Here is a 24,616-nt window from a genome sequence, read left to right as displayed (position 1 = left end):
CCTGGGAACCGAGCGAATGGCCGGCCCGAAAGCGCGGATTATAGCGTGGCCCGGCTTGCTGCCTGCGGCGGCAGTGGCCGACAATGAACAGTCATCCGTCAGAGAACATTGCGAAGGGACAAGGATGCAGGACATTCGCTGGCATCAACGCCTGGCAAACTACCTCAAAGCGCTTGCCCGCTTGAGCGCTGCGGTGGAACTCTCCCGCCAACGCCCGCTTTCGGACCTGGAAAAGCAGGGCCTCATCCAGGCTTTCGAGTTCACTCACGAGCTCGCATGGAACACCATGAAGGACTATTTCTCCTGGCAGGGCACGGTCGACATCACCGGTTCACGCGATGCAACGCGGGAGTCGTTCAGCAAGGGACTCGTCACGGACGGCGAAGGCTGGATGGAAATGATCCGCAGCCGCAACCAGACCTCCCATACCTACAACGAAGAAGTCGCCAACGACATCGCGCGCAGGATCATCGGCACCTACCACAATCTGTTCGAACAATTCGCCGAGCGCATGCAGTCCCTGCGCGACACCCCATGACGACGGCCATCTCCTCCACCTACGGCTTGCCTGACACCGCACTCAGGCAATTGCTCGACGTACTGAGCGCCGCCTCCGGCGTCGAGCGCATCCTGCTGTACGGCTCGCGCGCCAAAGGCACGCACCGGCCAGCCTCCGACATCGACATCTGCCTCGTCGCCCCTACGCTGGGGCTGCCCGACCTGCTGCGGCTGGACATGGAAATCGACGAACTGCTGCTGCCGTGGAAGATCGACCTGAGCCTGTGGCACCAGATCGACAACCCGGCGCTGCTCGAGCACATACAACGTGTCGGCATCGATCTGATGCCGCACTGACAACCAGCACAACCTCACTTCCGCCGGCCCAGGTCCTTTTTCTTCAAGGGCCTCCCCCTGCAAACGCGTGACATTTAACCAATTTTGATATTGGCACTCCCATGAGATAATACGCGTTTTTCCGAGCATACTCACGCCCCTAGAAGAAGCATCGAATGCATACACTTGCAGACATCAAACTCGCCGTCATCGGTTTGGGCTACGTCGGCCTGCCGCTGGCGGTGGAATTCGCCAAGCAGCGCGACGTGCTCGGCTTCGACATCAACCAGGCACGCATCGACGCACTCAAGGGCGGCCACGACGCCACGCTCGAAGTTTCGGACGAAGAGCTGCGCGAAGCCGCGGGGCTGCGCTACTGCGCCGATGTGCAGAACCTGGCCGCCTGCAATGTCTTCATCGTCACCGTGCCGACGCCGATCGACGAGCACAAGCAGCCGGACCTGACACCGCTGGTCAAGGCCAGCGAGACCATCGGCAAGGTGCTCAAGAAGGGCGACATCGTCATCTACGAATCCACCGTCTATCCCGGCGCCACTGAGGAAGACTGCGTGCCGGTGCTGGAGCAGCACTCCGGGCTGCGCTTCAACGTCGATTTCTACGCCGGCTACAGCCCCGAGCGCATCAATCCGGGCGACAAGGAGCACCGCGTCTCCACCATCCGCAAGGTCACCTCCGGCTCCACGCCCGAGGTCGCCGACCTGGTCGATGCGCTGTACCGCCAGATCATCGTCGCCGGCACCCACAAGGCCGAAAGCATCAAGGTGGCCGAAGCGGCCAAGGTCATCGAGAACACCCAGCGCGACGTCAACATCGCGCTGATCAACGAGTTGGCCATCATCTTCAACCGCATGGGCATCGACACCGAGGCGGTGCTGAAGGCGGCCGGCAGCAAGTGGAACTTCCTGCCGTTCCGTCCAGGCCTGGTCGGCGGGCACTGCATCGGCGTGGATCCGTACTACCTCACCCACAAGGCGCAGGCAATCGGCTACCACCCGGAGATCATCCTGGCCGGCCGCCGGCTCAACGACGGCATGGGCGCCTACGTGGTGTCGCAGTTGGTCAAGGCCATGCTCAAGCGGCGCATCCAGGTCGAAGGCGCGAAGATTCTGATCATGGGCCTGACCTTCAAGGAGAACTGCCCGGACCTGCGCAACACGCGGGTCGTGGACATCGTCAAGGAACTGGGCGAGTACGGCATGGCGGCCGACGTGTACGACCCCTGGGTGGATCCAGCCGAAGCGGAGCACGAGTACGGCATCACGCCGATCCAGATTCCGGCGCCGGGCACTTACGACGCCATCGTCGTCGCCGTGGCCCACGACCAGTTCAAGACGCTCAGCGACCAGGGCATCCGCGCGCTGGGCAAGCGCCAGCATGTGCTGTACGACCTGAAGTATGTGCTGCCGCGCGATGCGGCGGACGTGCGGCTATAAATTACAACTACACACGGAACTCAGGAGGCTCGAATGCACCATTCCACACCCATCACCGAGCGCAAGGTCCGCTTCGCTCTCGTCGGCTGCGGCCGTATTGCACAGAACCACTTCGCCGCAATGGCAACCCACTCGGATCGTTGCGAACTGGTCGATGTTTGTGACATCAATCCCGCTGCGCTGGAAGCAGCAGTTACCAAGACTGGAGCCCGTGGCCACGCAAAGCTGGCAGATCTGCTGGAACACACCACGGCCGACTGCATCATCCTGACCACGCCCAGCGGCCTGCACCCAATGCAGGCCATCGAAGTTGCCGAATTCGGCAAGCATGTAATGACCGAGAAACCCATGGCCACACGCTGGCAGGACGGTTTGAAGATGGTCGAGGCCTGCGACAAGGCCGGCGTCCAGCTCTTCGTCGTCAAGCAGAACCGCCGCAACGCCACGCTGCAATTGCTCAAACGCGCCGTCGAGCAGAAACGCTTCGGCAAGATCTACAGCGTGGCAGTCAACGTCTTCTGGACCCGCCCGCAGGAGTATTACGACAGTGCCAAATGGCGCGGTACCTGGGAGTTCGACGGCGGCGCCTTCATGAACCAGGCCAGCCATTACATCGACCTGCTCGACTGGCTGATCGGGCCGGTCGAGTCCGTCATGGCATACACGGGCACCCTGGCGCGCAACATCGAAGTCGAAGACTCAGGTGTAGCCGCGCTGCGCTGGCGCAGCGGTGCCATGGGCACGCTCAACGTCACCATGCTGACCTACCCCAAAAATCTGGAAGGCAGCATCACCATCCTGGGCGAGAAAGGCACGGTGCGCATTGGTGGCGTGGCGGTCAATGAAATTCAGCATTGGGAGTTCGACCAGAAGCTGCCGGAAGACGAAGAAATCAAACAGGCAAGTTACGCCACGACCAGCGTCTATGGTTTCGGGCACCCGTTGTACTACGACAACGTTATCAACACCCTGCGCGGCGAAGCCGAGCCGGAAACCGACGGTCGCGAAGGCCTCAAGAGCCTGGAACTGCTGATCGCGATGTATCTGTCCGCCCGCGATGGCAAGCGCATCGCACTACCACTGGCGTACTGACAGGTGCGTGTCGCCGTGGTTGGCGCCGGTATCGTTGGGGCCTGTACCGCTTGGGCGCTCGTGCGCAAAGGCATAGATGTGAGCTTGTTCGAGCGCAAGCACCCCATGGCCGAGACCAGTCGTGCGTCATCCAAGCTGCTGCACGGAGGTTTGCGCTATCTCGAAGGGGGGCATCTGCGCCTCGTTCGCAAATCGCTGCAAGCGCGTGCCACCTGGCTTCAGCAAGCGCCACATCTCTGCGACCCATTGCAACTGATGCTACCAGTATATGCAGGAGCAGGACGTTCGCGCTGGGCACTGGGCGCCGGTATTCGACTATACGACCTGCTCGCCTGTGGTAGCGGTTTTCCGAAAGGGCGTTGGGTGAGCACGGAGCAAGCCATCAAAGTACAACCCGGGCTCAAGCGCGCAGATCTGCAAGGCGCTTACACATTCTACGACGCCCAAATGGACGACGAAGCACTCGGACAATGGGTCGTGGACCAATTCTGCAGTGCGGGCGGCCATCTGCACTGTGGCCAAGAAATCAGCAATATCGATGAACTCGATGCTTTCGACCGTATCGTCAACGCAACAGGCCCTTGGGCCAGCAAGCTGCGCAACACCCAGCCTGGACAGCCTGCCTATGAACTGGACTGGGTGCGCGGCAGCCACATCATGCTAGACCGCCCCTGCTCCATGGCTATGTTGTTGCAAGTACCAGGAGCGAAACGCATCTTCTTCGTACTGCCTTACAAGGACCAAACCCTGGTCGGCACCACCGAAATCCGTCAGACCAGCCCCGACAACCCCGGCCCCAGCGAAAGTGAAATCCGCTATCTGCTGGCGGCGTACAACCATTACCTGACACCATTCGCCCACTCGGGTGATGTGGCAGCCACCTTCTCCGGCGTACGGCCACTGATCCGCAGTGCCGACAACCCTTCGGACGCCACGCGCGACTGGGCTTTCGAGCGCGTGGGCAAAGTGCTACATATTTACGGCGGCAAATGGACTACAGCCCAATTGCAGGGCGAAGAAGCCGCACAAAGGATTCTCCAATGACACAGACCAGCTACACCGTACATTCCAGCGCCATCGTCGACGACGGCGCCCAGATCGGCGAAGGCTCACGCATCTGGCACTTTGCCCACGTGTGCAGCGGCGCCCAAATCGGCAAGGGTGTCTCACTGGGCCAGAACGTCTTCGTCGGCAACAAGGTCATAATCGGTGACAAATGCAAGATTCAAAACAACGTTTCTGTTTACGACAATGTCTTCCTTGAGGAGGGCGTGTTCTGTGGGCCAAGCATGGTTTTTACCAACGTTTACAATCCCCGCTCGCTCATCGAACGCAAGAGTGAGTATCGCGATACGCTGATCAAGCGTGGAGCCACCTTGGGCGCCAACTGCACAATCGTCTGCGGAGTAACCGTTGGTGAATTCGCCTTCGTCGGCGCCGGCGCCGTCATCAACAAGGACGTCAAACCCTATGCCCTGATGGTTGGCGTGCCTGCACGGCAAGTCGGGTGGATGAGCGCATACGGCGAACAGATTCCCCTGCCGGTAACAGGAACAGGCGAATACACCTGCCCACATACCGGCCAACACTATCGACTCAACGATCACACCCTGGAGTGCAGCAGCAAATGAGCATCCCCTTCATCGACCTCAAAGCCCAGTACCGCGCACTGCAACCTCAGATCCAGGCGCGTATCAATGCGGTACTGGAGCACGGTCAGTACATCATGGGCCCCGAAGTACGCGAACTCGAGGAACGCCTTGAAACCTACACCGGCGCAAAGCACTGCATCACCGTTGCCAGCGGTACCGAGGCATTGTTGATCAGCCTGATGGCGCTTGGCATCGGCCCAGGCGACGAAGTCATCACCACCCCGTTCACCTTCATCGCCACCGCTGAAGTCATCGTGCTGCTCGGCGCCAAACCGGTGTTCGTCGACATCGAACCCGACACCTGCAACATCGACGCGAAGCTGATCGAAGCCGCGATCAGCCCGCGCACCAAAGCAATCATGCCGGTCAGTCTGTACGGCCAACCGGCCGACATGGACGAAATCAACACCATCGCCGCGCGCCACGGCAACATTCCCGTCATCGAGGATGCAGCGCAAAGTTTTGGCGCAGAGTACAAGGGCCGCAAGAGCTGCAATCTGTCCTCCATCGGCTGCACCAGCTTCTTCCCGAGCAAGCCGCTGGGCTGTTACGGCGATGGCGGCGCCATTTTCACCAGCGACGATGCCATCGCGCAGGCCTGCCGTGAGATCCGCGTTCACGGCCAGAGCAAACGCTACGTCCACACCCGCATCGGTGTTGGTGGACGCATGGACACGCTGCAGTGCGCAGTCGTGCTGGCAAAGCTGGAGCGCTTCGACTGGGAAATTGCACAGCGCCTCGAAATTGGAGCCCGTTACAATCAGCTTCTGGATGCGGCCGGCTTCTCACGCGTGGTGCAGCGCCCGGACAGAACCTCTGTATTCGGCCAATATACGGTGCTATGCCAGGACCGCGAAGCCGCTCAGGCCCGCCTGCAGGCAGCGGGAATTCCCACTGCGGTGCACTATCCCATTCCGCTCAATGAGCAGCCTGCCTACAGGCATCTCGGTGTCTCCGACGAGACTCCAGTTTCGAAAGAGACGGCCAGGAAGGTAATGAGCCTGCCGATGAGTTCGGATCTGTCGAGCGAGAACCAGCACGAGATTTGCAGCATCCTCCAGACGGGAGATCGTGATGCTTAAACTTCTCACCATCGTCGGCGCCCGCCCCCAGTTCATCAAGGCAGCGGCAGTATCGCGTGTCATTCGCAGCCAATACGCAAGGGATATTGAAGAGCTGCTGCTTCATACCGGACAACATTATGACGACAACATGTCTCAGGTATTCTTCGACGAGCTGGACATACCCCATCCGCGCTTCAATCTGGAGATTTCCGGAGGACATCATGGGGCAATGACGGGCCGCATGCTGGAAGCAATCGAAAACGTGATGCTGGCCGAGCGCCCGGACTGGGTGCTGATCTACGGCGACACCAATTCGACGCTGGCGGGCGCACTGGCTGCGTCCAAATTGCATATCCCGGTAGCCCATGTGGAGGCCGGCTTGCGCTCCTTCAACATGCGAATGCCCGAAGAAATCAACCGCATCCTCGCCGACAGAGTATCGAACCAGCTCTTCTGCCCCACGCGAACCGCGGTCGAGAACCTTGCACGCGAAGGTGTCACGAATGGCGTGTCCTTGGTGGGTGACGTCATGTACGACGTCTCGCTGTACTACCGGGATCTCGCTCGCTCGAAGAGCGACGCACTCGACCGCCTCGGCCTGAAGGAAGGCGAGTACGTGCTCGCAACCTGCCACCGTGCCGAAAACACCGATGATCCGTGCCGCCTCCGCGAGATCGGCCTGGCACTTGCAGAACTTGCGGCGCATCAGCCCGTGGTCCTTCCAGTACACCCCCGTACGGCCAAGATACTGGCAGACCAGGAACTTGCCCCGATGATGAAGGATGTGAAGATGGTCGAGCCGCTCCCCTTCCTCGACATGATTCGTCTCGAGCAATCCGCTCGTGTGATCGTCACGGACTCTGGAGGAGTACAGAAAGAAGCCTTCTTCTACGATGTCCCATGCGTCACGATGCGCGACGAAACCGAATGGGTCGAAACAGTGGAATTGGGCTGGAACGTGCTGACCGGTGCCTCGCGGGAGGCAATCGTCTCCGCCGCCCTTGCACCCGCACTCCCGACAAGCAAGGGAGACAATCCATACGGAGACGGCAAGGCAAGTGACAAGATCGTCTCAGCGTTGAATTCCTAGTTCGATGCGCGCATTCCAAATGCTCTACCAGCACCGTCGCCTACTCCAAGCCACGGTGCTGCAAGGTCTCAAAGCAAGAACTTCCGGCAACGTCCTGGGTGCTATCTGGCTGGTGCTCTACCCCCTGTTGTTCCTGCTGATGTACGCGGTCGTGTTCGCCCACATTCTACAGGTCCGGCTTCCCGGCCTCGGCACCGCCGACTATGTGCTCACCATCTTCTGCGGCCTGGTGCCGTTTCTCGCCTTTTCCGAGGCTTTCGGCGTCGGCACACCCAGCCTCGTGGCGAACCGGGGGCTATTGCGTAACACGCTGTTCCCAGTCGAACTGGTCGTTGCCAAGGATGTGCTGGTCGGACACGCCAGCATGGGGCTTGGAATGCTGATGGTTTGGGGCGCATGCCTGTATGGTGGTCATATGCACCTTTCGCATCTGGCCTTCCCGCTGGTGTTCGTGCTGCAGATCGTCATGGCCCTCGGCTTGGTATGGATCACGGCGACACTCACGATCTTTTTCCGGGACCTGCAGCAGGCAACGCCCATCCTCATTCTCTTCATGATGCTGGTTTCACCGATCGCCTATACAGACGACATGGTTCCGGACGGGCTCAGACCGATGCTCGACTTCAACCCGCTTGCAAGGCTGATGTCCCTGTATCGCGCAGTATTGCTCGACGGACAGCTGCCCGCCGCAGACCTCTTCGTCTTTGCTGGAATTGCTTTTGCGATTTTCTTCGCCGGCTTTGCCTTCATCTCTCGACTGAAACCGCTTTTTGCTGACTATGTCTGACATCGCAATCAGAATCGAAGATATTGCAAAATCCTTTCGACGCTTCCGGCACCCCGGTTGGCGCGCCCTGGATGCGTTCGGAGTCGCCGTACCGCGCAGTTGCTACGATGTCTTCGATGCCCTGAAGGGCGTTGACTTCGAGATTCAGCGCGGAGAGCGCGTAGCACTGATCGGCCGGAACGGTGCCGGGAAAAGCACTCTGCTGAGGTTGATTTCCGGTCAGATGCAGCCTGACTCCGGACGAATCAGCATCACAGGCAATGTTCAAGCGCTGATGGAACTTGGCACCGGCTTTCATCCCGATTTCACCGGAATCGAAAACATACGTGCCGCTCTCGCACTGCAGGGATCGAGAGGCGCGTCCCTGGCGGCACAAATCGACGAAATCATCGATTTCACCGAGCTCGAAGGCTTTATCGACAGGCCCGTTCGGGAATATTCTGCAGGCATGTATGCGCGCCTTGCGTTCGCTGTTGCAACCACGATCGAGCCCGAAATCCTCATCGTCGATGAAATTCTCGGCGCTGGAGATGCCTATTTCGTGGGCAAGAGCATACAGCGGATGAAGCGCCTGACTGAGAGCGGCGCCACCGTCCTCTTCGTCTCCCACGACATGAGTTCCGTCCAGTTGCTGTGCGATCGTGCAGTCTGGATCGATCACGGCACCATTCGCAAGGACGGGCCCATTCTTCCGGTCAGCAAGCTCTACCTCGCCGAGGTCCGCGAGGACGAGGAAATACGTACGCGCGCGCGCAACATGTCATTGACACGGCAACAAGCTGCGAGTCTCGACCAGAAAAATCCGACAGCCTTGTTCCGTCTGATCGGCGCTGACGGCAATGCCCCCGCAAAGCCGGTGGCGGTTTCTGCACTGCGCTTTGGTACAGGTGAATCCCTTCAGGCCACAATCGAACCCAACAAGCCATGCGCCGATGGGGCCGGCCCGATTCTTGACGCAACCCACATGAATTGGCGCGGCCCCGAGTCCGCTGCCGGGCGCTCATGCTGGCTTTTCGGCGACTTTGGCGGCTTGTACAAACACGCGCCATGGCAAGTCACGTGGCCGGCCGCACGCTCCCGGGGACCCTGGATCGAACTCGATATCCTCCCTTCGGAAACCAGCGAAATTGCGATCGAGCAGTACGATCCGGAGACAAACGACTACGTCCGGCTCACTGTGCTCGAACCCGGCTCGCCAGACCACTGGATCTCGGTTCGTGTACCGGCACTTCAGCCACAGTCCAAGGCCGAAAGCATCATATCCAAGCTCGATCTCGTGACGCTTTCCCCGGAAGACAGGTACGGCTCTGGAGAAGCAAGCATTACAGCCTTCGGCTTCTTCGACGCCGAAGGTGAACGCCGCCACACCTTGATCACGGGCGAAAGCTCGTCAGCCGTCATGGCTTATTCCACCCAAGGAGAAATCCACGATCCCGTTGCCGTCATCGCAGTTTATCGGCCGGACGGAAGCTGTGCGATGCAGGTCGTTTCGAACCGCGACGGATTGAGCTTTGGGCGCATGTCGGGAGAAGGACTGATCAAGGTCGCGTTCCCGACACTTCACCTGGGGCCCGGCGACTACATCGTTTCGATCGCACTGTTCAAGGAGCTCAATCTGGCTACCCGAGTGGAGCCCAAAGCCTATGACCTGCACGACAGGTGCTATGCACTGAAGGTGCTGCCACCCCCCGGCATCGGGATCGAGATCGGCACAGTCAACCAGCCTGCTGTATGGGAGTCATCAACATAATGGCCAATGAAAGACTCTATGAGTCGGCGGCCGTCTGGGACCAGCAACTACAGGAAGGCCAGCGCAATCTGATCCAGGCCATCCTCGATCACTGGCCTGCAGGCGTAAGCACCGCGCTCGATGTCGGCTGCGGTGACGGCAAGATCACACATGTGCTGGCGGAACGTACAGACACCCGGTTCCATGGCTTCGACGGCAGCAGTGAAGCGCTTTCACGGCTTCGATTGCCCTCCACACATGGAGATGTCGCCAATCTGCCTTTCGATGACGCAGCCTTCGATCTCGTCATGACGACGGATGTATTCGAGCACCTGTCCGACGATGTGGAACGAGCTGCGTGGGCCGAGCTTTTCCGCGTCGCACATGACTGGGTCTTCTTCGCCGTCCCGTTTCGCGAAGCATTGCTGGACGCAACAGCTTGCTGCGCCGCTTGCGGAAGCCGCTATCACGTCAACTGGCATCATCGTTCGTACGACATCCCCGGACTGATTCACCGGGCGCCGGCAGGCTGGACGGTCGCCGGAATCATCCTGTCCGGTGAAGCGTGGTCGCCCATGCTCCCGCCCGAAACCGCGTATCGCCGCCTGGAAATGGACGAATGGGCAGGGTGGGACGAAGCTGTGTGCCCTGCCTGCAGCACGAAGGGAAGCGCAGCCGATATTCCTCAAGCGCTGCCCGACGATGTCGCCCGTGCCTTGGGTTTATGTACGTACAGTCTGGCTGCCAACAAGAGATTCATCCGCAGCCACAGCGAGATTCTTGTCGCCTTCTGCCGTGCTGACCAAGTAACGCTGCGACGGCAAGGCATGGACACCGTCGAAAGCGAAGAGCTGTCCGCGGCGCTCTGGCTGTCCCATCATGGAATCGTCGACAATCTCGACCCGTATCCGCAGGCAGCCAGGATGGTCGCGGCCGTCGATGGCGGAGCGATCCTCCAGCTTCCCGTCTACCCAGCCAGCATCCCGTGCATCAGATTTGTCGGCCGGCAAGCTCAGACGGTGGCAATTTCGATCGAAGATGGCACCGGGCTGCTGTTCCAGGGCGATATCGGCTTGCTTCCCGAACAGCCTGTCGACATCGAGCTACCGCGCCCCGTGCAGGCAGGCTACTACGGGCTTCTGATCCGCATGCCCTCAGCAGAGCCACTCCAGGCGATATCCCTGCAAGGCAACGCCCCTATCCTTACCCGCCTGCTGCCGCAGAACGATCAAGCCGGTTATTACACGATTCCTGCAACGAAGATTCACGTCCAGGCAGTCAGATCTCTATGGATAGACCGTTCCGCACTCACACCACAATCTTCTTTTTATCGTGATGGAGAAAACGCACTACTGGTAAAGGAAATCGCTCGCCTGGAACGCAACCTTCTCCAACGAACCAACCTCGCGGAGCAGGAACGCAGCACATTTTCCATGGAGCTTTCAGCCAGATCGGAAACCCTGAGAGTGGCTCTCGATGAAAGCCAGCGGCTAAAGAACGAGCTCTCCGAAGCCATCGCCCAGTGCTCCGAACGTCAGTTCGAATATGAGCAGGCAAGCCGCGAGCGCGATATCTTGGCGGCCGAACTCAGCGCCAAGGATGCCGCGCTCGCGGCCGCATTACGCGAAGGCAATCAACTTGAGAGCTCGCTCGCCGCCGTGAGGGCGGAATGCTCCAGCCTGCGGCACCAGCTCGACAGGATGAATCGCGTCAACGACGACCTGACAGCCAAGCTTTCCGCCAAGGCATCGATCTTGGATTCAATTGTGGACCAGAAAAATAAGTTGGAAATTGACCTTGCCGAACTTCATAGACAATACGCTGAACAGCAAACCGATCTGGAACAAGTCAAGCGGCGGCGTGAGGTCCGTGCGGGCCAGTGGATCCGACAGCGCCTCGGGAAAACAAAAAAATAAAAAAGGATCTTGAACGATATGAATGAAGAAAAACGCGCCCGAACCGTTCTGATGCTATGCCACGACCAGCACCTGGATCGCCGCGTCGTCGCTCAGGCTCAATCCCTGATTGCAACGGGACACAAGGTCACACTGGTCGCGCTTTCATTTGGGCCTGAAGGAAGCAGGGAAATCACGCCAGAAGGCATCGATCTCGTACGCATCGGACTTGCGAACATCATACCCGAGAACCCGGTATACCAAGGCTATATAGGTAGGCAGCACGGACTGAACGCTCTGCTCAACCGTCTGGCAAACCGCATGCCGGCACATCTCAGGATATTCAATGCAGGTTTCCGCTACGCATCCAGGATCAACTGGGAGCTTTACCGCGCGACTCTGCTCCTTACCTATCGCAACCGCTCCCTGCATGACCCGCTTCCTTTCCGCAGCGCCTTCGTAAACAGCGCAGCCGAACTCGAAGGCGACGTCATCCAGGTTCACGATCTACCAGCGCTCGAAGCAGGCGTTGAGCTCGCGTCAAAGCGGAATGTGCCCTTGGTATACGATGCCCACGAGCTCTATCCCGAGCAGAAATCCTTTTCCACCATTCAGCGCAAGATCTGCTCCGAGGCCGAAGCCCGCCTCATCAAACATGCGGACCTTGTTTTTGCGGTGAATGAGTCGATCGGCCTGGAAATGGCCAAGCGCTACGCCATCGACACCCCCGCGACGCTGCTGAACGCGATCGATCCGCCGCCAAGCTTCGACCCGGACGCACGCTATGATCTGCTGCGCGAGAAAACGGGCCTCGGCAAGAACCGACGCATTTTGCTGTTTCAAGGCGGATTCGCGCCGAATCGCAATCTCGAAAATCTCGTCAAGTCCTTCGCTGCCGTCGAAACCCCCGACATCGATCTGGTCATGATGGGGTTTGGTCCCTTTGGCGAGGTATTGCAGGACATTGCCCGCAAGCACGGCGTCCTGGATCGGCGGGTATTCTTCCTGCCAGCAGTTCCTCAATCCGAGCTCCTGCAACACAGCGCATCCGCCGACATGGGCATCATCCCTTACCCCCATGTCGATCTGAATTCGTACTACTGCACTCCGAACAAGCTGTTTGAATTCATCCAGGCCGGCCTGCCGATCCTCGCAAACCAATCCCCGGAGCTGGATCGTTTCGTGGTCCAGCAAGGGTTTGGAGTCGCGCGGCCGATGCATCGTGCGAAAGACATCGCGCTGGCGGTCGATTATGCCTTTTCACGCCAGGAAATTTCTGACTGGAAGACCAGACTTCTTTCTCACCGCTTGAACTTTACCTGGCAGACACAATCCGCGTCCTATCTTGAGGCGATGCGGCCCGTGATCGAGGCCGCCGAAGCCACCGATCAGCTCCGCGATGACAGGCAAGTAATTTCATGAAATATCACGTCAGGACACTCCTGGAAGCAACAAGGCTTTCCTCCATCGCGCTTGTCGCAGCCGCTTCTATTCTTGCGGGTTGCGACAGCAACCTTGACTATCATAGCGTTGTACCCGCTACGGCGCCTGCACATGAAACCGCATCGTCCGGGCAAACGGATGTAGATCGCGCCCAACACCTGGTTGATGAGAACGGCGTGCCATTTCTTGAGATAGACGGATACGGAAAGCAACGCCATCCAGCCTGGATTGCGCTGTATGCATTGGCTTATGCAGACAGGGAGATCTACGACTCCCGTTTGGCTGGCAGCAAAAGCGACGAAAAATTCCAAGCTACCCTGGGCTGGCTCGAACAGAATTTACAGCAAGACAGCTCTGGCCAATGGGTATGGCAATACGAGTTCGACAGCACCTATAACGACATCTCCATCAAGGCGCCGTGGTCGAGTGCTTTTGCCCAGGCAGTAGGGATACAGGCCTTCGTCGTCGCTTACGAACGCAGCGGGGACAGCCGATACCTGAAGCTTGCCCGAAAGGCTGCACAAGCGCTATTCACGCCGCTGGCAGAGGGCGGATTCCTGTTCGAAGCATATGGCGACGTATGGTTCGAAGAGATTCCCGTGCCAATCGACAATCCGGGACACATCCTGAACGGACATATGCGGGTGCTGCTGGCACTTTCCGACCTGCACAAGGCAAGCAACGATGGGGAAATCGCAACCTGGCTGAAGCGTGGAACCGACACCCTGTATCGCTGGCTGCCCAAATTCGATACTGGATACTGGTTGCGCTACGACCTCAATCCGCGCAAGGCCGAACTGCTTTTCAGATTGGCAAACCCCTATGGCTATCCGAATCACACGCTGGCTGTCGACAGAATCACGCTGCGCGACCCCCTGTCCAAGGCCGAAGTAACTATAAATGTCGGAGACGCTGGAGACAGCGAAGGTCCCGTCCGGATTGCAGGCACCCACTGGGGGCAGCCCGAGCAGCTTGCCGGCCGCACGATCCGCAGGCTCGTACCTGCAGCACTGGACGAGAAGCCTGACGAGATGCGCCCTCCCCATACCTATTTCTATCTCACCTTGCCAGGCGAGTGGCAGAACAATCAGCGCGACCAATGGTACGAGCTCGTCGTCGAATACTACGACGACGCGGCAGCAAACATCACGGTCCAACAACGATCCGTCGCCCCAGGCCGGACATTCCGCGACATGCGTGACGGCGACTTGCACCTCACCGGGGAAGGTCATTGGCGTAAATGGACCGTTCCTGTGAGGCCGTCGGATCTGGGCTACTGGGTCGGCAATTCATATGGCGAGAAGCATCATGCCTATCTGAAGAGCCTTTCCACTCGGGATGAACGATTTCTTCCTTGGTCAGCGGCTGCAAAGGGATATCTCGCCTTCGTTGAAAATATAGATCAAGGAAAGCAGGTGACTCCATCTGCCAATATCGAGCTGCCAAAACAGACTCCGCTACTTCCTATCTATTCGCTCGACCCCAACGGGGTCATCATGATGCATATTGGCACAGACGAAGAAGCCAGGGGCAGCAATCAACGGGGCCGCTCCGACGAAGATCCAGGCCATGCCGTTTACTCCCCCTACCTGATTGGCGAGCAACTGATCTCCGGCCCCCAAATGCCAGGCGCAGCCTCATTCATGAAGAAGGGCCCGAACCTCATTCTGCGCGAACCGGCTCTGAAGTGGCTTTTGGATGAAAACAATCATATTTCCATCGGCAACGCAGCCATCTACACCTACCCATTCGATAATGCATACAACGATATCGCCAGCAATGCCCCTTGGCCATCTGCATTCGGGCAGGCTTATGTCCTTAAATCATTGGTATATGCATATCAGGAAAAAATTGGCAATGACATCCAAGTAAGAAAAGCCATCAAAAAAACCGGGAATGCGTTCTCCGTTCACTTGAGCAAAGGAGGTATTGTTAATACGGATCGCTCAAGAAAAGTCTGGTATGAAGAAGTTCCAAACGCGAGCCATGTCCTGAACGCCCATCTTGTCAGCATACCTGAAATTGCAGAAGCATCACGAATAACGGATGATGCCGAGTTGGCATCACTTTCCAACAAAGGAATTTATTCCTTGAAAGAGCAATTGCATCTTTTTGATACAGGGTATTGGCTTCGCTACGACCAGAACCCAAAAAAAGAGTTGCTGCTGCAACTAGATTGGTTAGACGGTGAGAAATCCCCGCTCATCGATGAGGTTCTGCTGCAAAACCCCCAAACTGGGCATTACGTGCGTCTTGACATCGGCTCTCCCGAGGATTCAAAAAGCAGCGCCCAGATGGCGGGAGCGGAATGGAAAGGTGAACAGACCGTCGACGGCAGGAGTGTCCGTCCGTTCTCCAATGGCTACCAGGTGAGGCCGGAGGCAGCCCCTGGCGGCGCCCGGCATAACGTGTTCTTCAGGTTGCCGCTCCCTGACAGGGAGTTCGAAGACGCATTCGATGTCCCGGAGCATCGCCTCGTCATCCGATACAAGGACGTGAGCAAGGGTACTTTCGCGTTCAAGATTCAGGTGATCCACGAGGGTAATCATCTCGTGTTCGCACCACTGCGCGGCGGTATCTGGAGCCTACAAGGCGATCAGCAGTGGAAGGAGGACGTTTTCACGATTCGGCCTCAGGACATGGGCTGGTACAAGGGGCCGGACTATCAGAAGTACGAGGTCGAACAGCTACAGCGTATCGCCAATCTGACCAACGATTGGTTCTTCTATCAGTACGCCGATCGGCATCGCTATTTCTTCGAATTGCAGCAAAAAGGCGTCTCTGCAATACGTGAACAAAGAGTGGCAGTCGATACTCAGCCAATTTCATTGAGCGTCATCAATGCGGGAGAAACCTACCCTGGGCATGGATTTGATAATGCCCTGGACGGAGATCCCAACGACGACTACACGGCAGGCGTCGAAGGCAGTGACGGCTATGTCGTGCTGGAGCTCGACCGTGAGGCATCGCTTTCGGCGATACGGCTACATTGGGAAAGCAGCGAGAACCGGGCCACACAGGTGAACGTCAGGGAGGTACTCACCGACGGAACACTAGGTTCTTCACTGATGGAGGGTGACCCAGGGCCTGGTCAGGCAGCCATGCTCCCACTGCTACCCAATGATCGGGTGAAACGCTTGCGTATAGATTTTGGCAACTTTGTCGGGCAACCTCGTATTCTGCTTCGTCAAATAGAAGCCATCAGTACGGCACCAAACGCCTCGCCCTCACCGATTGAGCAGTCTCACGTAAAGAGTTCTGAGCAGTTTCTCGGGGGAAATGACCCGAATAACCCTTTGTACGTTTTTCGGACCCCTGTTACATGGGAGATAAAGAGACTCTCTGACCAGCTTGCAAACGGGTTGAGCACTAATCACGCAAAAATTCTTCGATTCATGGATTACATCTCGCAGTTCAAGGTAGGAATAGACGGGGATGGCACTCCAGATGCGACAATTCAAACTAGAACCGGCGCTTGCGGTACGTTCACAGGAACTTTGCTTGCCTTAGCCGCAAGCCAGGGGATGCCCGGGCGCTATATAAACCTAATGAACTATCCTCAGAATATGGGGCATACCGTCGCCGAGATTTTCCATGATGGGCACTGGCATCTTTACGATCCAACTTATAACGGTTGGTATGTCGACAGAAACGACCCCTCGGCGCGACCGCTTCCCTTTGATAGAATAAAGCATCTATACGAAACCGCGCCAGATCAGGTCAAGTTCATTTCGATGACGTACCGGTTTGGCAGGGATGAATTTTCTGGAGAGAATATATTTACTCGCGCCAATCCAATTGGCGTCATCGGCCCTTCAAATCCATTTGTTTTCCCGCTGAATATCGATATCAAAAATAATCCGATCATCAGAAAAGAGGACATCGGTGTTAAAAATCAAGGCGCAAGCTACATAGGCGCTGCAGGGGTTAACCACAACCATGACTGGACGGTCTCCAGCTTGACCCCTGGCCAGCAGTATGTATTCAACATCACCCCATCAGGACTGGGCGGTGATATTTTTCCTGTCGACCGTAGCTTTCGCATCCATGTCGATATCAAGGGGGGGCAACTGCTCTCCAGCGAGCTTGTTTCAGCCGACTTCTCTGTCCCATCTCCTCCCTTGGGCATTCGTTTCACGGCAGACGCTGAAAAAGTTAGCCTGAGGATAAGGCACCCCTATAGAGGGCCAGGCTTTCGTTATATGAGCATTGAACAGTACGAAATCAAAATTCTAGACAAGGACTAAGCCAATGTGTGGTTTTGCAGGACTGTGCGGAGTTTCGACAGCAGACTCGAACACGAGTAATGGCATTCGCGCCATGATGAACGCCATAGCGCATCGCGGCCCGGACGGAGATGGAGTATTTCAAGCCAGGGGCGCAAACGTAACCTTGGGGCATCGCAGGCTCGCCATCATCGACCCCGAACATGGTAAGCAGCCAATGACGACGGAAGATGGACAACTGACCGTTGTCTTCAACGGCGCCATCTACAACTATCTCGAACTGCGGCGCGAACTGATCGGAAAGGGATACCCCATCCGCTCGTACTCGGACACGGAGGTATTGCTCTATGCCTACCGCGAATGGGGAGAGCACTGCGTCGACCGCTTCCTCGGCATGTTTTCGTTCGCAATCTGGGACGAACGCAACCGGCGCCTGTTCTGCGCACGCGATCGGATCGGCATCAAGCCGTTCTACTACACATTTGACGGTCAGACGCTTGCGTTCGGCTCCGAGATCAAGGCGATTCTCGCTTCGGGGGTCGTGAAAGCCGAATCGGACCGAAATGGTCTGCAGGACTACCTCACTTTCCAGTTCTGCCTCGGCGACAAAACCCTGTTCAAGAATATCCGCAAGCTGGAACCAGGCTATTGCATGACGGCCCAGTTCAGCGGCGATCAGCTTTCTGTCCACACCTGGCAATATTGGGACCTGAAGTACGAGATCGACGAGGAGCACGACGAACGCTGGTTCGTAGACCATCTCGCCGGCCTGATCGAGGACGCAACCCGCATGCATCTGCGGTCCGACGTTCCGCTCGGGGCACACCTGTCCGGCGGCCTGGACTCGAGTACGGTAGTCTGTCTTGCGGCCGGCATGCTGCGCGGCGAGCGAATCAAGACGTTTACCGGCGCGTTCCCGGAAGGGCCGCAGTTCGACGAAACAGGCTACGCAAAGGAAGTTTCCGCGTTCGCAGGCACCGATTATAAAGAGATCTACATCCAGGGCTCGGAACTGCATGATGTCCTACCGAAGCTGATGTACTACATGGATGAACCGCTGGCGGGGCCGGGGGTCATTCCTCAGTACTATGTATCGAAGCTGGCATCGGAGCATGTGAAGGTCGTTCTCGGCGGACAGGGCGGCGACGAACTGTTCATCGGCTATACCCGTTATCTTGTCGCCTATCTCGAAAAGTGCCTTGCCGGTGCGATCTACCAGACGGCGGACCAGCACCGGTATGCGGTATCACTGGAGTCGATTGTCCCCAACCTGCCTCTTTTGCAGACGTACCGGCCGATGCTCCAGGGGTTCTGGAGCAAGGGGCTGTTCGAGGCACCGGACAGGCGCTACTTCAGCCTGATCGACCGCAGCGAAGGCATGAACCACCTGTTCAGCGGCGACCTGTTCTCGACAGGGTACTCCCCGTTCGAGTCCTTCCAGCAGATCTTCAACCGGGACGAGCTGCATTCGCTGATCAACCGGATGACCTACTTCGATCTGAAGGGCTCGCTGCCGGCATTACTGCACGTCGAGGACCGCACGAGCATGGCGGCATCGATCGAGTCGCGGGTGCCTTTGCTCGACCATCGTATCGTGGAGTTCATGGCGAGCATTCCGCCCAACATCAAGTTTGCCGGTGGCCGCATGAAGCATCTGTTCAAGGAGGCCGCGCGTAATACCGTGCCGCAGAAGGTATTCGAGCGGAAGGACAAGATGGGCTTTCCGACGCCCCTGGCTCAATGGACGAAGGGCGTTGCGCGCGAATTCGTGCGGGATATCCTGCTGTCCGATCGCGTCCGGCAGCGCGGCATCTACAACATCAGTGCCATTGAACAGACGATCGACAACGAGCGCGAATTTGGCCGTGTGGTGTGGGGGCTGCTCTGCCTCGAACTCTGGCACCGGGTATTCATCGACGGAGATTTGAAGGTCAATGCCTGAGCAATCGCAGTCGAAGCGGTCGGTGGTGATGCTGACCGCCGACCGTCAGATCGACCGGCGCATTCTTCTGGAAGCGGACAGCCTCGAAACCGCAGGCTGGGCGGTGACCATTGTGGCAATGCCACTGGATACCGAAGACGACACAGAGGATGTTCGCATCGTCAGGCTGTCCACCTCCGGATCGCCTGTCGCTCGCGAGAATTTGATTCTACGGAGCTACCGCTGGGTGCGCCGCGTGATTCCCATGAATGGTGCTGCCATGCGCGCGCTCAAAACCTGGGCATGGCGCTACCTCGTGGATCAAGAGGCATTCTTCACCCGGCTGTTTGCAGATACGGCAGCCCGCTTCAGCCCCGATGTATTCGTCGCGCATGATTTGCCAATGCTGGCGGTCGCCCGGCAACACGCCGCGCGCTGCGGGGCAAAACTGGTGTATGACAGCCATGAGCTCTACTGCGAGCAGGAGTTTTCCGAACGCGAGAAACTTCGCTGGGCAGCAATCGAAGCAAGACACATCGGCGCATGTGATGCGGTCATCACGGTCAATGCGTCGATTTCCGCAGAACTCGAAAAGCGGTACGGAATTCGCAACGTGGGCGTAATCCATAACGCTGACCGCACTTCCACACCGCCGAAGCGAGCAAGGCTTTTCCACTCACTTTTTTCGCTACCGGATTCGAGCCGGATTCTGCTCCTCCAGGGAGGATTGTCGGCAGGGCGCAACCTGGAGTCGCTGGTCGAAGCGATGGTTCACGTCCGCGACGAATCCATCGTGCTGGTGATCCTCGGTGATGGCGCATTGTCAAAGATACTCGCCACCATAGTGCGGAACCTCGGGCTTGGCAATCGCGTATTCCTCCATCCCGCCGTGCCGCAGGCAGATCTGCCGCGCTATACCGTAGCTGCCGATGCCGGCGTGATTCCCTATCAGGCAACGTGTCTGAACAACCATTACTGCACGCCCAACAAACTATTCGAATTCATTGCCGCAGGACTGCCTATCCTTGCCAGCGATCTGCCGGAAATTCGGAGAATGGTCGAGGGCCGGGATATCGGTCTGGTGGGCGACATGAGCAAACCCCAATCCATCGCCCGCCTGATCGAAGCGTTGTTTCAGGACAAGGCTCGTTTCTCCAAATGGATGCGTAACGCTTCTTCGGCACGGCAAGAGGTATGCTGGGAGATCGAGGGCAGCAAGCTCGTCGCAATATACGAAGCTCTATGACAGAACGTGCAGCTTTGGTACGTATCGCAACAAGGCCAAGCATCGACATGATGGTCGGCCGAAACGCGAGGGCCGATTGATGTGCGGAATCGCCGGCCTTCTGTCCGCCGTGCCTTGCGACTTGCGCCCGATCTTTTCGATGACTTCCGTTCAGGCTCATCGTGGCCCGGACGGAGCCGGTCATGCGCTGTTTTCCGATCAGGGGGCTCCGCAGTCGCATGGTGAACATCCCGGAGCTTCGGATTTGCCGGCGGGCCGGTTGGCGCTTGGGCATCGGCGCCTCTCGATCATCGACTGTACCGACCGCGCTCACCAGCCCATGAGCTACGCGGACGGCAGGTACTGGATCACATACAACGGCGAGGTTTATAACTATCGAGAACTACGTGAAGAACTCCGCTCCCGTGGCTGTACGTTCCGTTCCGAGTCAGATACGGAAGTCGTTCTTGCCGCTTATTCCCAATGGGGAGCAGACTGTTTCGCACGCTTCAATGGCATGTGGGCATTGGCGATCTGGGACGCAGTCGAGCAAAAGCTGATTCTGTCGCGCGATCGCTTCGGGGTGAAACCACTGCACTTCCGTGTCCAGAACAACACGCTATGGTTTTCGTCCGAGATCAAGGGAGTGCTTGCCGGTGCGACTGCACCCACCCAGGCAAATGATCGTGTCGTCCATGACTATCTGGTATTCGGCACGATCAACGCTTCCAATGAAACTTTTTTCGACGGCATCGCAGCCTTTCCGCCGGGCTGTCATGCGACTGTTTCAGCACAGAACCTCGTTCCATCGCCCAAGCCATACTGGCACCTTGAGCTTGGACTGGGCGAGGGAAAGGTTCCGTCATTCGAGGAGGCGTGTGACACCTTCCGCGAACTGATCACCTCCGCGGTGAAATTGCGCATGCGCAGCGATGTCCCCGTCGGCGCATGTCTGTCGGGCGGGCTGGACTCATCGAGCATCGTGTCACTGATGGCGCGCATCGCAAGCAGCTCGGTCCATACATTTACCGCCCGTTTTTCAGAGCCCGAGTTCGATGAAAGCCTATGGGCGCAGCGGGTGATCGACGCCACAGGGGTAGTCGGACATATGGCCGAACCGACCGAGTCGGCCTTGATCGACGATTTTGCACAACTCGTCTGGCATCAGGAGGAGCCGTTTTCCACGGCCAGTCTATATGCTCAATGGGCTGTCATGCGCGAGGCTCGCAGAAACTCCATCCCCGTCTTGCTCGACGGCCAAGGTGCCGATGAAATACTCGGCGGCTACCGGAAATTCTATGCTTTCCATGTGCTGTCACTGCTGCGCCAGAAACGCTTCATCCACGCCTCCCGCGAAGCGCTGGCGGTGCTCCTGAATGGTGATCGCGGCTATTGGCGCTGGCATGAAGGGATACGCTACCTGCCGGCTTTCCTGCGCCCGGACGGTTTCAAAGTTGAAGATTTCCTGCGCCCGAGCAGCCGGGCGCTGAGTGCGGCAAGCACTGTTGCGCTGGGCGCAACTTCGGATATTCGCGAGCGCCAGATGCTGGATCTGAATCACTACAGCGTACCAAGCCTCCTGCGTTACGAGGATCGAAACTCCATGGCCTGGTCCGTGGAAAGTCGCGTCCCATTTCTGGATTATCGGCTGGTGGAGTTTGCCGTCCGGCTTCCCATCGGGCACAAACTACGCGCAGGCCGGACAAAAGCAGTGCTGCGCCATGGACTGCGCGGTATCGTCCCGGACCAGATATTGGATCGACGCGACAAAATGGGATTCGTCACCCCTCAGTCTCAATGGATGAACGGTAGCCTTGGAAAGCATATGGAAGACGCTTGCCTGGATGCCGCCCAGATCCTTGGGCGTTGGGTCGATGTCCAGGCCCTGCTGCGCGCTTGGCGCACCATGCCTCCGGCAGAACGACAAACGGCCCAGGCAGTCGTATTTCGAATCGGAACGTTGGCTCGGTGGCTGAACCGCTTCAACATCTCGGCGCCATGACTTCACCGACGATCTGGTATATCCATCCATATGCGGGCGGCCCCGGTGTCGGCCGCTACAACCGCCCGTATGAACTCTCTCGTGCCTGGCAAGGCAGAGGAGCGACCCCGGTCGTCATCACACCGGCATTCCACCATTTGATGGACTCTCCGGGAGCACTGCGGGGCGCATGCTCCATCGGAGACGTGCCTTACGAGTTTCTGCCAACCCCCGCTTATCAAGGCAATCATATTGGCCGTGTGCTGAACATGGCCGCTTTTGCGACTGCGCTGCCATTTCATGCAGGCCGTCTTGTCCGACGATACGGGCGGCCATCCATGATAGTGGCCTCCTCGCCTCATCCATATGCTTTTCTCACCAGCCATCGTATGGCTCGCCACTTTGGTGCGCGCTCTATATTCGAAGTACGCGACTTATGGCCGTTGAGCCTGACGGAGCTGGCCGGTGTTCCTTCTTCCCATCCCCTGGTACGCATCACCGGCTGGCTGGAACGATACGCATATACACATGCCGATGCAGTCGTTTCACTGCTTCCAAAATCCTTGCCCCATATGATCGATCGAGGACTGGATCCGGCACGCTGGCACTACATACCGAATGGTGTGGATACGCACGCGCCACGCATCAGCAATGCGAGCAACGATATATTCAATCAGATCCATCACTGGCGCGCAGAGGGGAAGCTGGTCGTAGTCTATGCAGGAGCACTGGGTACACCGAACAATGTTCGATCGCTGATCGACTCGATTGCCCTGCTGCGCGACCATGGCGACCATCGCGTGGCAGCAATTGTCGTTGGTCGCGGGGAGTTGAGCGCCGAAATTGCAGAAACTGTCGCGGAGAAGAGCTTGTCGGATCGCATCGCCATTTTTGACCAGATCCCGAAGAAGGCAATTCCTGGGTTGCTCGACGCTGCTCAGGTCGGCTATATCTCATTACGTCCGGAGCCTCTCTTCCGGTTTGGCGTCAGCCCGAACAAGCTGTTTGACTATATGCTGGCTCGACTGCCCATTCTTTTCGCAATCAGTGCAGGCAACGACCCTGTGGCGGAATGCCGCGCTGGTCTTTCCGTATCGCCGGACAATATACCGGCAATAGCCAATGCGCTCGCCACCTTTGCCGCCATGTCAGAAACTGAACGAGCGGCCATGGGTAGCCGAGGGCATGACTATGTGATGAAAAATCATGGCTACGAAGAACTCGCGCTTCGCTATCTTGAAATATTGAATATTTCTCCAGGACTCGTACGATGAAGCTGATCATTGCAGGCGGCAGCGGATACATCGGACAGTCTTTTTTACGCCTTGCTTCCGAGAGCGGGCACCAACTTATTCTCTTGTCGCGGAAATACCATGAAGATCTTTCGAAATATGGAAAGCAGATCGACATCAATGATTCTTCTGCATTAAAGAATCTTTCTGCTGATGCCCTGATCAACGTCGCGGGGAAAGCTCATGCTGAATGCATGATGACGGAGCTCGACATAGCCAATCGCCAGTTGCCAGTCAGACTTTCCCAGCACGTGCTTGATGAATCCGTGGGCCGTATGGTTCATCTCAGCTCTTTGGGCGTATACGGAAACTGGAGTCTGGAGCCAATTACGGAGCACTCCACGACCACCCCTGCAACACCTTATGCGCTGTCAAAGCTGAATGCCGATATCGAACTGGCCGGGCTATTCAGTAGGAGGGATGGCCGTTTGACGATCATACGCCCCCCCATGGTGTACGGGACGGCCTGTCCTGGCAACTTCACACGCCTGTGCAACTTGGTTGCCAGTGGTCTACCCTTGCCATTCGGCTCGGCACACGCACGAAGATCTTTCATTCACGTAAACAACCTGGCAGATTTTCTCCTGCGCTGCGCCATGGCCAGCCATGCAAGCGGGCTGTTTGTGATTGGCGACGGCTCCGATTACAGTACAGCAGAACTGATCGACGAGATTGCGTCTGCTCGCGGCAAACGGACTATCAATGCCCCGGTTCCAATCTCATGGCTGCACGCGCTAGCAAGAGCCAGCGGCATGAGCCGAACCATGGACAGCCTGACCCGACCCATGAAGGTCGACTGGAGCCATGCCCATGACGCAGCAGGCTGGAGTCCGCCGATCGCCCGCTCCGATGCGATGCGGCTGGCGCTGAGGAAGTATCGATCAAACATAAGACATGAATAACAATCTGCTGAGTTATCCGTGATACTGAG

18 protein-coding genes are annotated in these 24,616 nt (G+C 57.7%); all 18 read left to right on the top strand.

The features are described from left to right. Nucleotides 1–16: 16 nt before the first annotated feature. The 18 genes from NX068_RS12370 to NX068_RS12285 all read left to right on the top strand — a co-directional run bounded on the left by NX068_RS12370 (nucleotide 17) and on the right by NX068_RS12285 (nucleotide 24,587). Complete coding sequence (locus NX068_RS12370; protein ID WP_263461565.1) at nucleotides 17–538, top strand: nucleotidyltransferase substrate binding protein; 522 nt, start codon at nucleotides 17–19, stop codon at nucleotides 536–538. Beyond that, nucleotides 535–855 carry a nucleotidyltransferase family protein gene (locus tag NX068_RS12365; RefSeq protein ID WP_263461564.1) on the top strand — a complete coding sequence of 107 codons (321 nt, stop codon included), beginning with the start codon at nucleotides 535–537 and terminating at the stop codon, nucleotides 853–855. The genes NX068_RS12370 and NX068_RS12365 overlap by 4 nt, the downstream gene beginning before the upstream one ends. A 155-nt stretch (nucleotides 856–1,010) precedes the next feature. Beyond that, nucleotides 1,011–2,288 carry a Vi polysaccharide biosynthesis UDP-N-acetylglucosamine C-6 dehydrogenase TviB gene (gene tviB, locus NX068_RS12360; RefSeq protein WP_263461563.1) on the top strand — a complete coding sequence of 426 codons (1,278 nt, stop codon included), beginning with the start codon at nucleotides 1,011–1,013 and terminating at the stop codon, nucleotides 2,286–2,288. A gap of 33 nt (nucleotides 2,289–2,321) precedes the next feature. Further along, on the top strand, nucleotides 2,322–3,380 hold the full coding sequence (locus NX068_RS12355) for a Gfo/Idh/MocA family protein (RefSeq protein ID WP_263461562.1): 1,059 nt from the start codon (nucleotides 2,322–2,324) through the stop codon (nucleotides 3,378–3,380). Nucleotides 3,381–3,383: 3 nt separating this feature from the next. Further along, a complete protein-coding gene (locus NX068_RS12350) occupies nucleotides 3,384–4,424 on the top strand; it encodes an FAD-dependent oxidoreductase (RefSeq protein ID WP_263461561.1) in 1,041 nt (346 codons plus the stop codon). Beyond that, complete coding sequence (locus NX068_RS12345; RefSeq protein WP_263461560.1) at nucleotides 4,421–5,011, top strand: acyltransferase; 591 nt, start codon at nucleotides 4,421–4,423, stop codon at nucleotides 5,009–5,011. Before NX068_RS12350 ends, NX068_RS12345 begins: the two co-directional genes overlap by 4 nt. After that, nucleotides 5,008–6,114, top strand: coding sequence for a DegT/DnrJ/EryC1/StrS family aminotransferase (locus NX068_RS12340; RefSeq protein ID WP_268740168.1), 1,107 nt, complete (start codon nucleotides 5,008–5,010; stop codon nucleotides 6,112–6,114). Before NX068_RS12345 ends, NX068_RS12340 begins: the two co-directional genes overlap by 4 nt. Then, nucleotides 6,107–7,186 carry a non-hydrolyzing UDP-N-acetylglucosamine 2-epimerase gene (gene wecB / locus NX068_RS12335; RefSeq protein WP_268740167.1) on the top strand — a complete coding sequence of 360 codons (1,080 nt, stop codon included), beginning with the start codon at nucleotides 6,107–6,109 and terminating at the stop codon, nucleotides 7,184–7,186. The genes NX068_RS12340 and wecB overlap by 8 nt, the downstream gene beginning before the upstream one ends. A 19-nt stretch (nucleotides 7,187–7,205) precedes the next feature. Continuing rightward, nucleotides 7,206–7,973: an ABC transporter permease gene (locus tag NX068_RS12330; RefSeq protein WP_263461558.1), complete on the top strand. Its 768-nt coding sequence runs from the start codon at nucleotides 7,206–7,208 to the stop codon at nucleotides 7,971–7,973. Then, the gene (locus NX068_RS12325; protein ID WP_263461557.1) at nucleotides 7,966–9,723 is read left to right on the top strand and encodes an ABC transporter ATP-binding protein; all 1,758 of its coding nucleotides are present in this window, start codon (nucleotides 7,966–7,968) and stop codon (nucleotides 9,721–9,723) included. The genes NX068_RS12330 and NX068_RS12325 overlap by 8 nt, the downstream gene beginning before the upstream one ends. After that, nucleotides 9,705–11,618, top strand: coding sequence for a class I SAM-dependent methyltransferase (locus NX068_RS12320; RefSeq protein ID WP_263461556.1), 1,914 nt, complete (start codon nucleotides 9,705–9,707; stop codon nucleotides 11,616–11,618). Before NX068_RS12325 ends, NX068_RS12320 begins: the two co-directional genes overlap by 19 nt. An 18-nt stretch (nucleotides 11,619–11,636) precedes the next feature. Next, nucleotides 11,637–13,019, top strand: a complete 1,383-nt coding sequence (locus tag NX068_RS12315; RefSeq protein ID WP_263461555.1) for a glycosyltransferase — start codon at nucleotides 11,637–11,639, stop codon at nucleotides 13,017–13,019. Continuing rightward, nucleotides 13,016–17,287, top strand: coding sequence for a D-glucuronyl C5-epimerase family protein (locus tag NX068_RS12310; protein WP_263461554.1), 4,272 nt, complete (start codon nucleotides 13,016–13,018; stop codon nucleotides 17,285–17,287). The genes NX068_RS12315 and NX068_RS12310 overlap by 4 nt, the downstream gene beginning before the upstream one ends. Before the next feature lie 4 nt (nucleotides 17,288–17,291). Next, the gene (gene asnB / locus NX068_RS12305; RefSeq protein ID WP_263461553.1) at nucleotides 17,292–19,208 is read left to right on the top strand and encodes an asparagine synthase (glutamine-hydrolyzing); all 1,917 of its coding nucleotides are present in this window, start codon (nucleotides 17,292–17,294) and stop codon (nucleotides 19,206–19,208) included. After that, nucleotides 19,201–20,433 carry a glycosyltransferase gene (locus NX068_RS12300; protein ID WP_263461552.1) on the top strand — a complete coding sequence of 411 codons (1,233 nt, stop codon included), beginning with the start codon at nucleotides 19,201–19,203 and terminating at the stop codon, nucleotides 20,431–20,433. The genes asnB (NX068_RS12305) and NX068_RS12300 overlap by 8 nt, the downstream gene beginning before the upstream one ends. 79 nt (nucleotides 20,434–20,512) lie before the next feature. Next, complete coding sequence (gene asnB, locus NX068_RS12295) at nucleotides 20,513–22,414, top strand: asparagine synthase (glutamine-hydrolyzing) (RefSeq protein WP_263461551.1); 1,902 nt, start codon at nucleotides 20,513–20,515, stop codon at nucleotides 22,412–22,414. Further along, complete coding sequence (locus tag NX068_RS12290; protein WP_263461550.1) at nucleotides 22,381–23,667, top strand: glycosyltransferase family 4 protein; 1,287 nt, start codon at nucleotides 22,381–22,383, stop codon at nucleotides 23,665–23,667. The genes asnB (NX068_RS12295) and NX068_RS12290 overlap by 34 nt, the downstream gene beginning before the upstream one ends. Beyond that, a complete protein-coding gene (locus tag NX068_RS12285) occupies nucleotides 23,664–24,587 on the top strand; it encodes an NAD-dependent epimerase/dehydratase family protein (RefSeq protein ID WP_263461549.1) in 924 nt (307 codons plus the stop codon). The genes NX068_RS12290 and NX068_RS12285 overlap by 4 nt, the downstream gene beginning before the upstream one ends. Nucleotides 24,588–24,616: the final 29 nt, after the last annotated feature.

Origin of the sequence: Thauera carbonicopians (assembly GCF_025699485.1) — a bacterium.
Lineage (GTDB): Bacteria > Pseudomonadota > Gammaproteobacteria > Burkholderiales > Rhodocyclaceae > Thauera.
The sequence above is the reverse complement of the archived record's forward strand: the minus strand, read 5'-3'. Positions and strand labels throughout refer to the sequence as shown.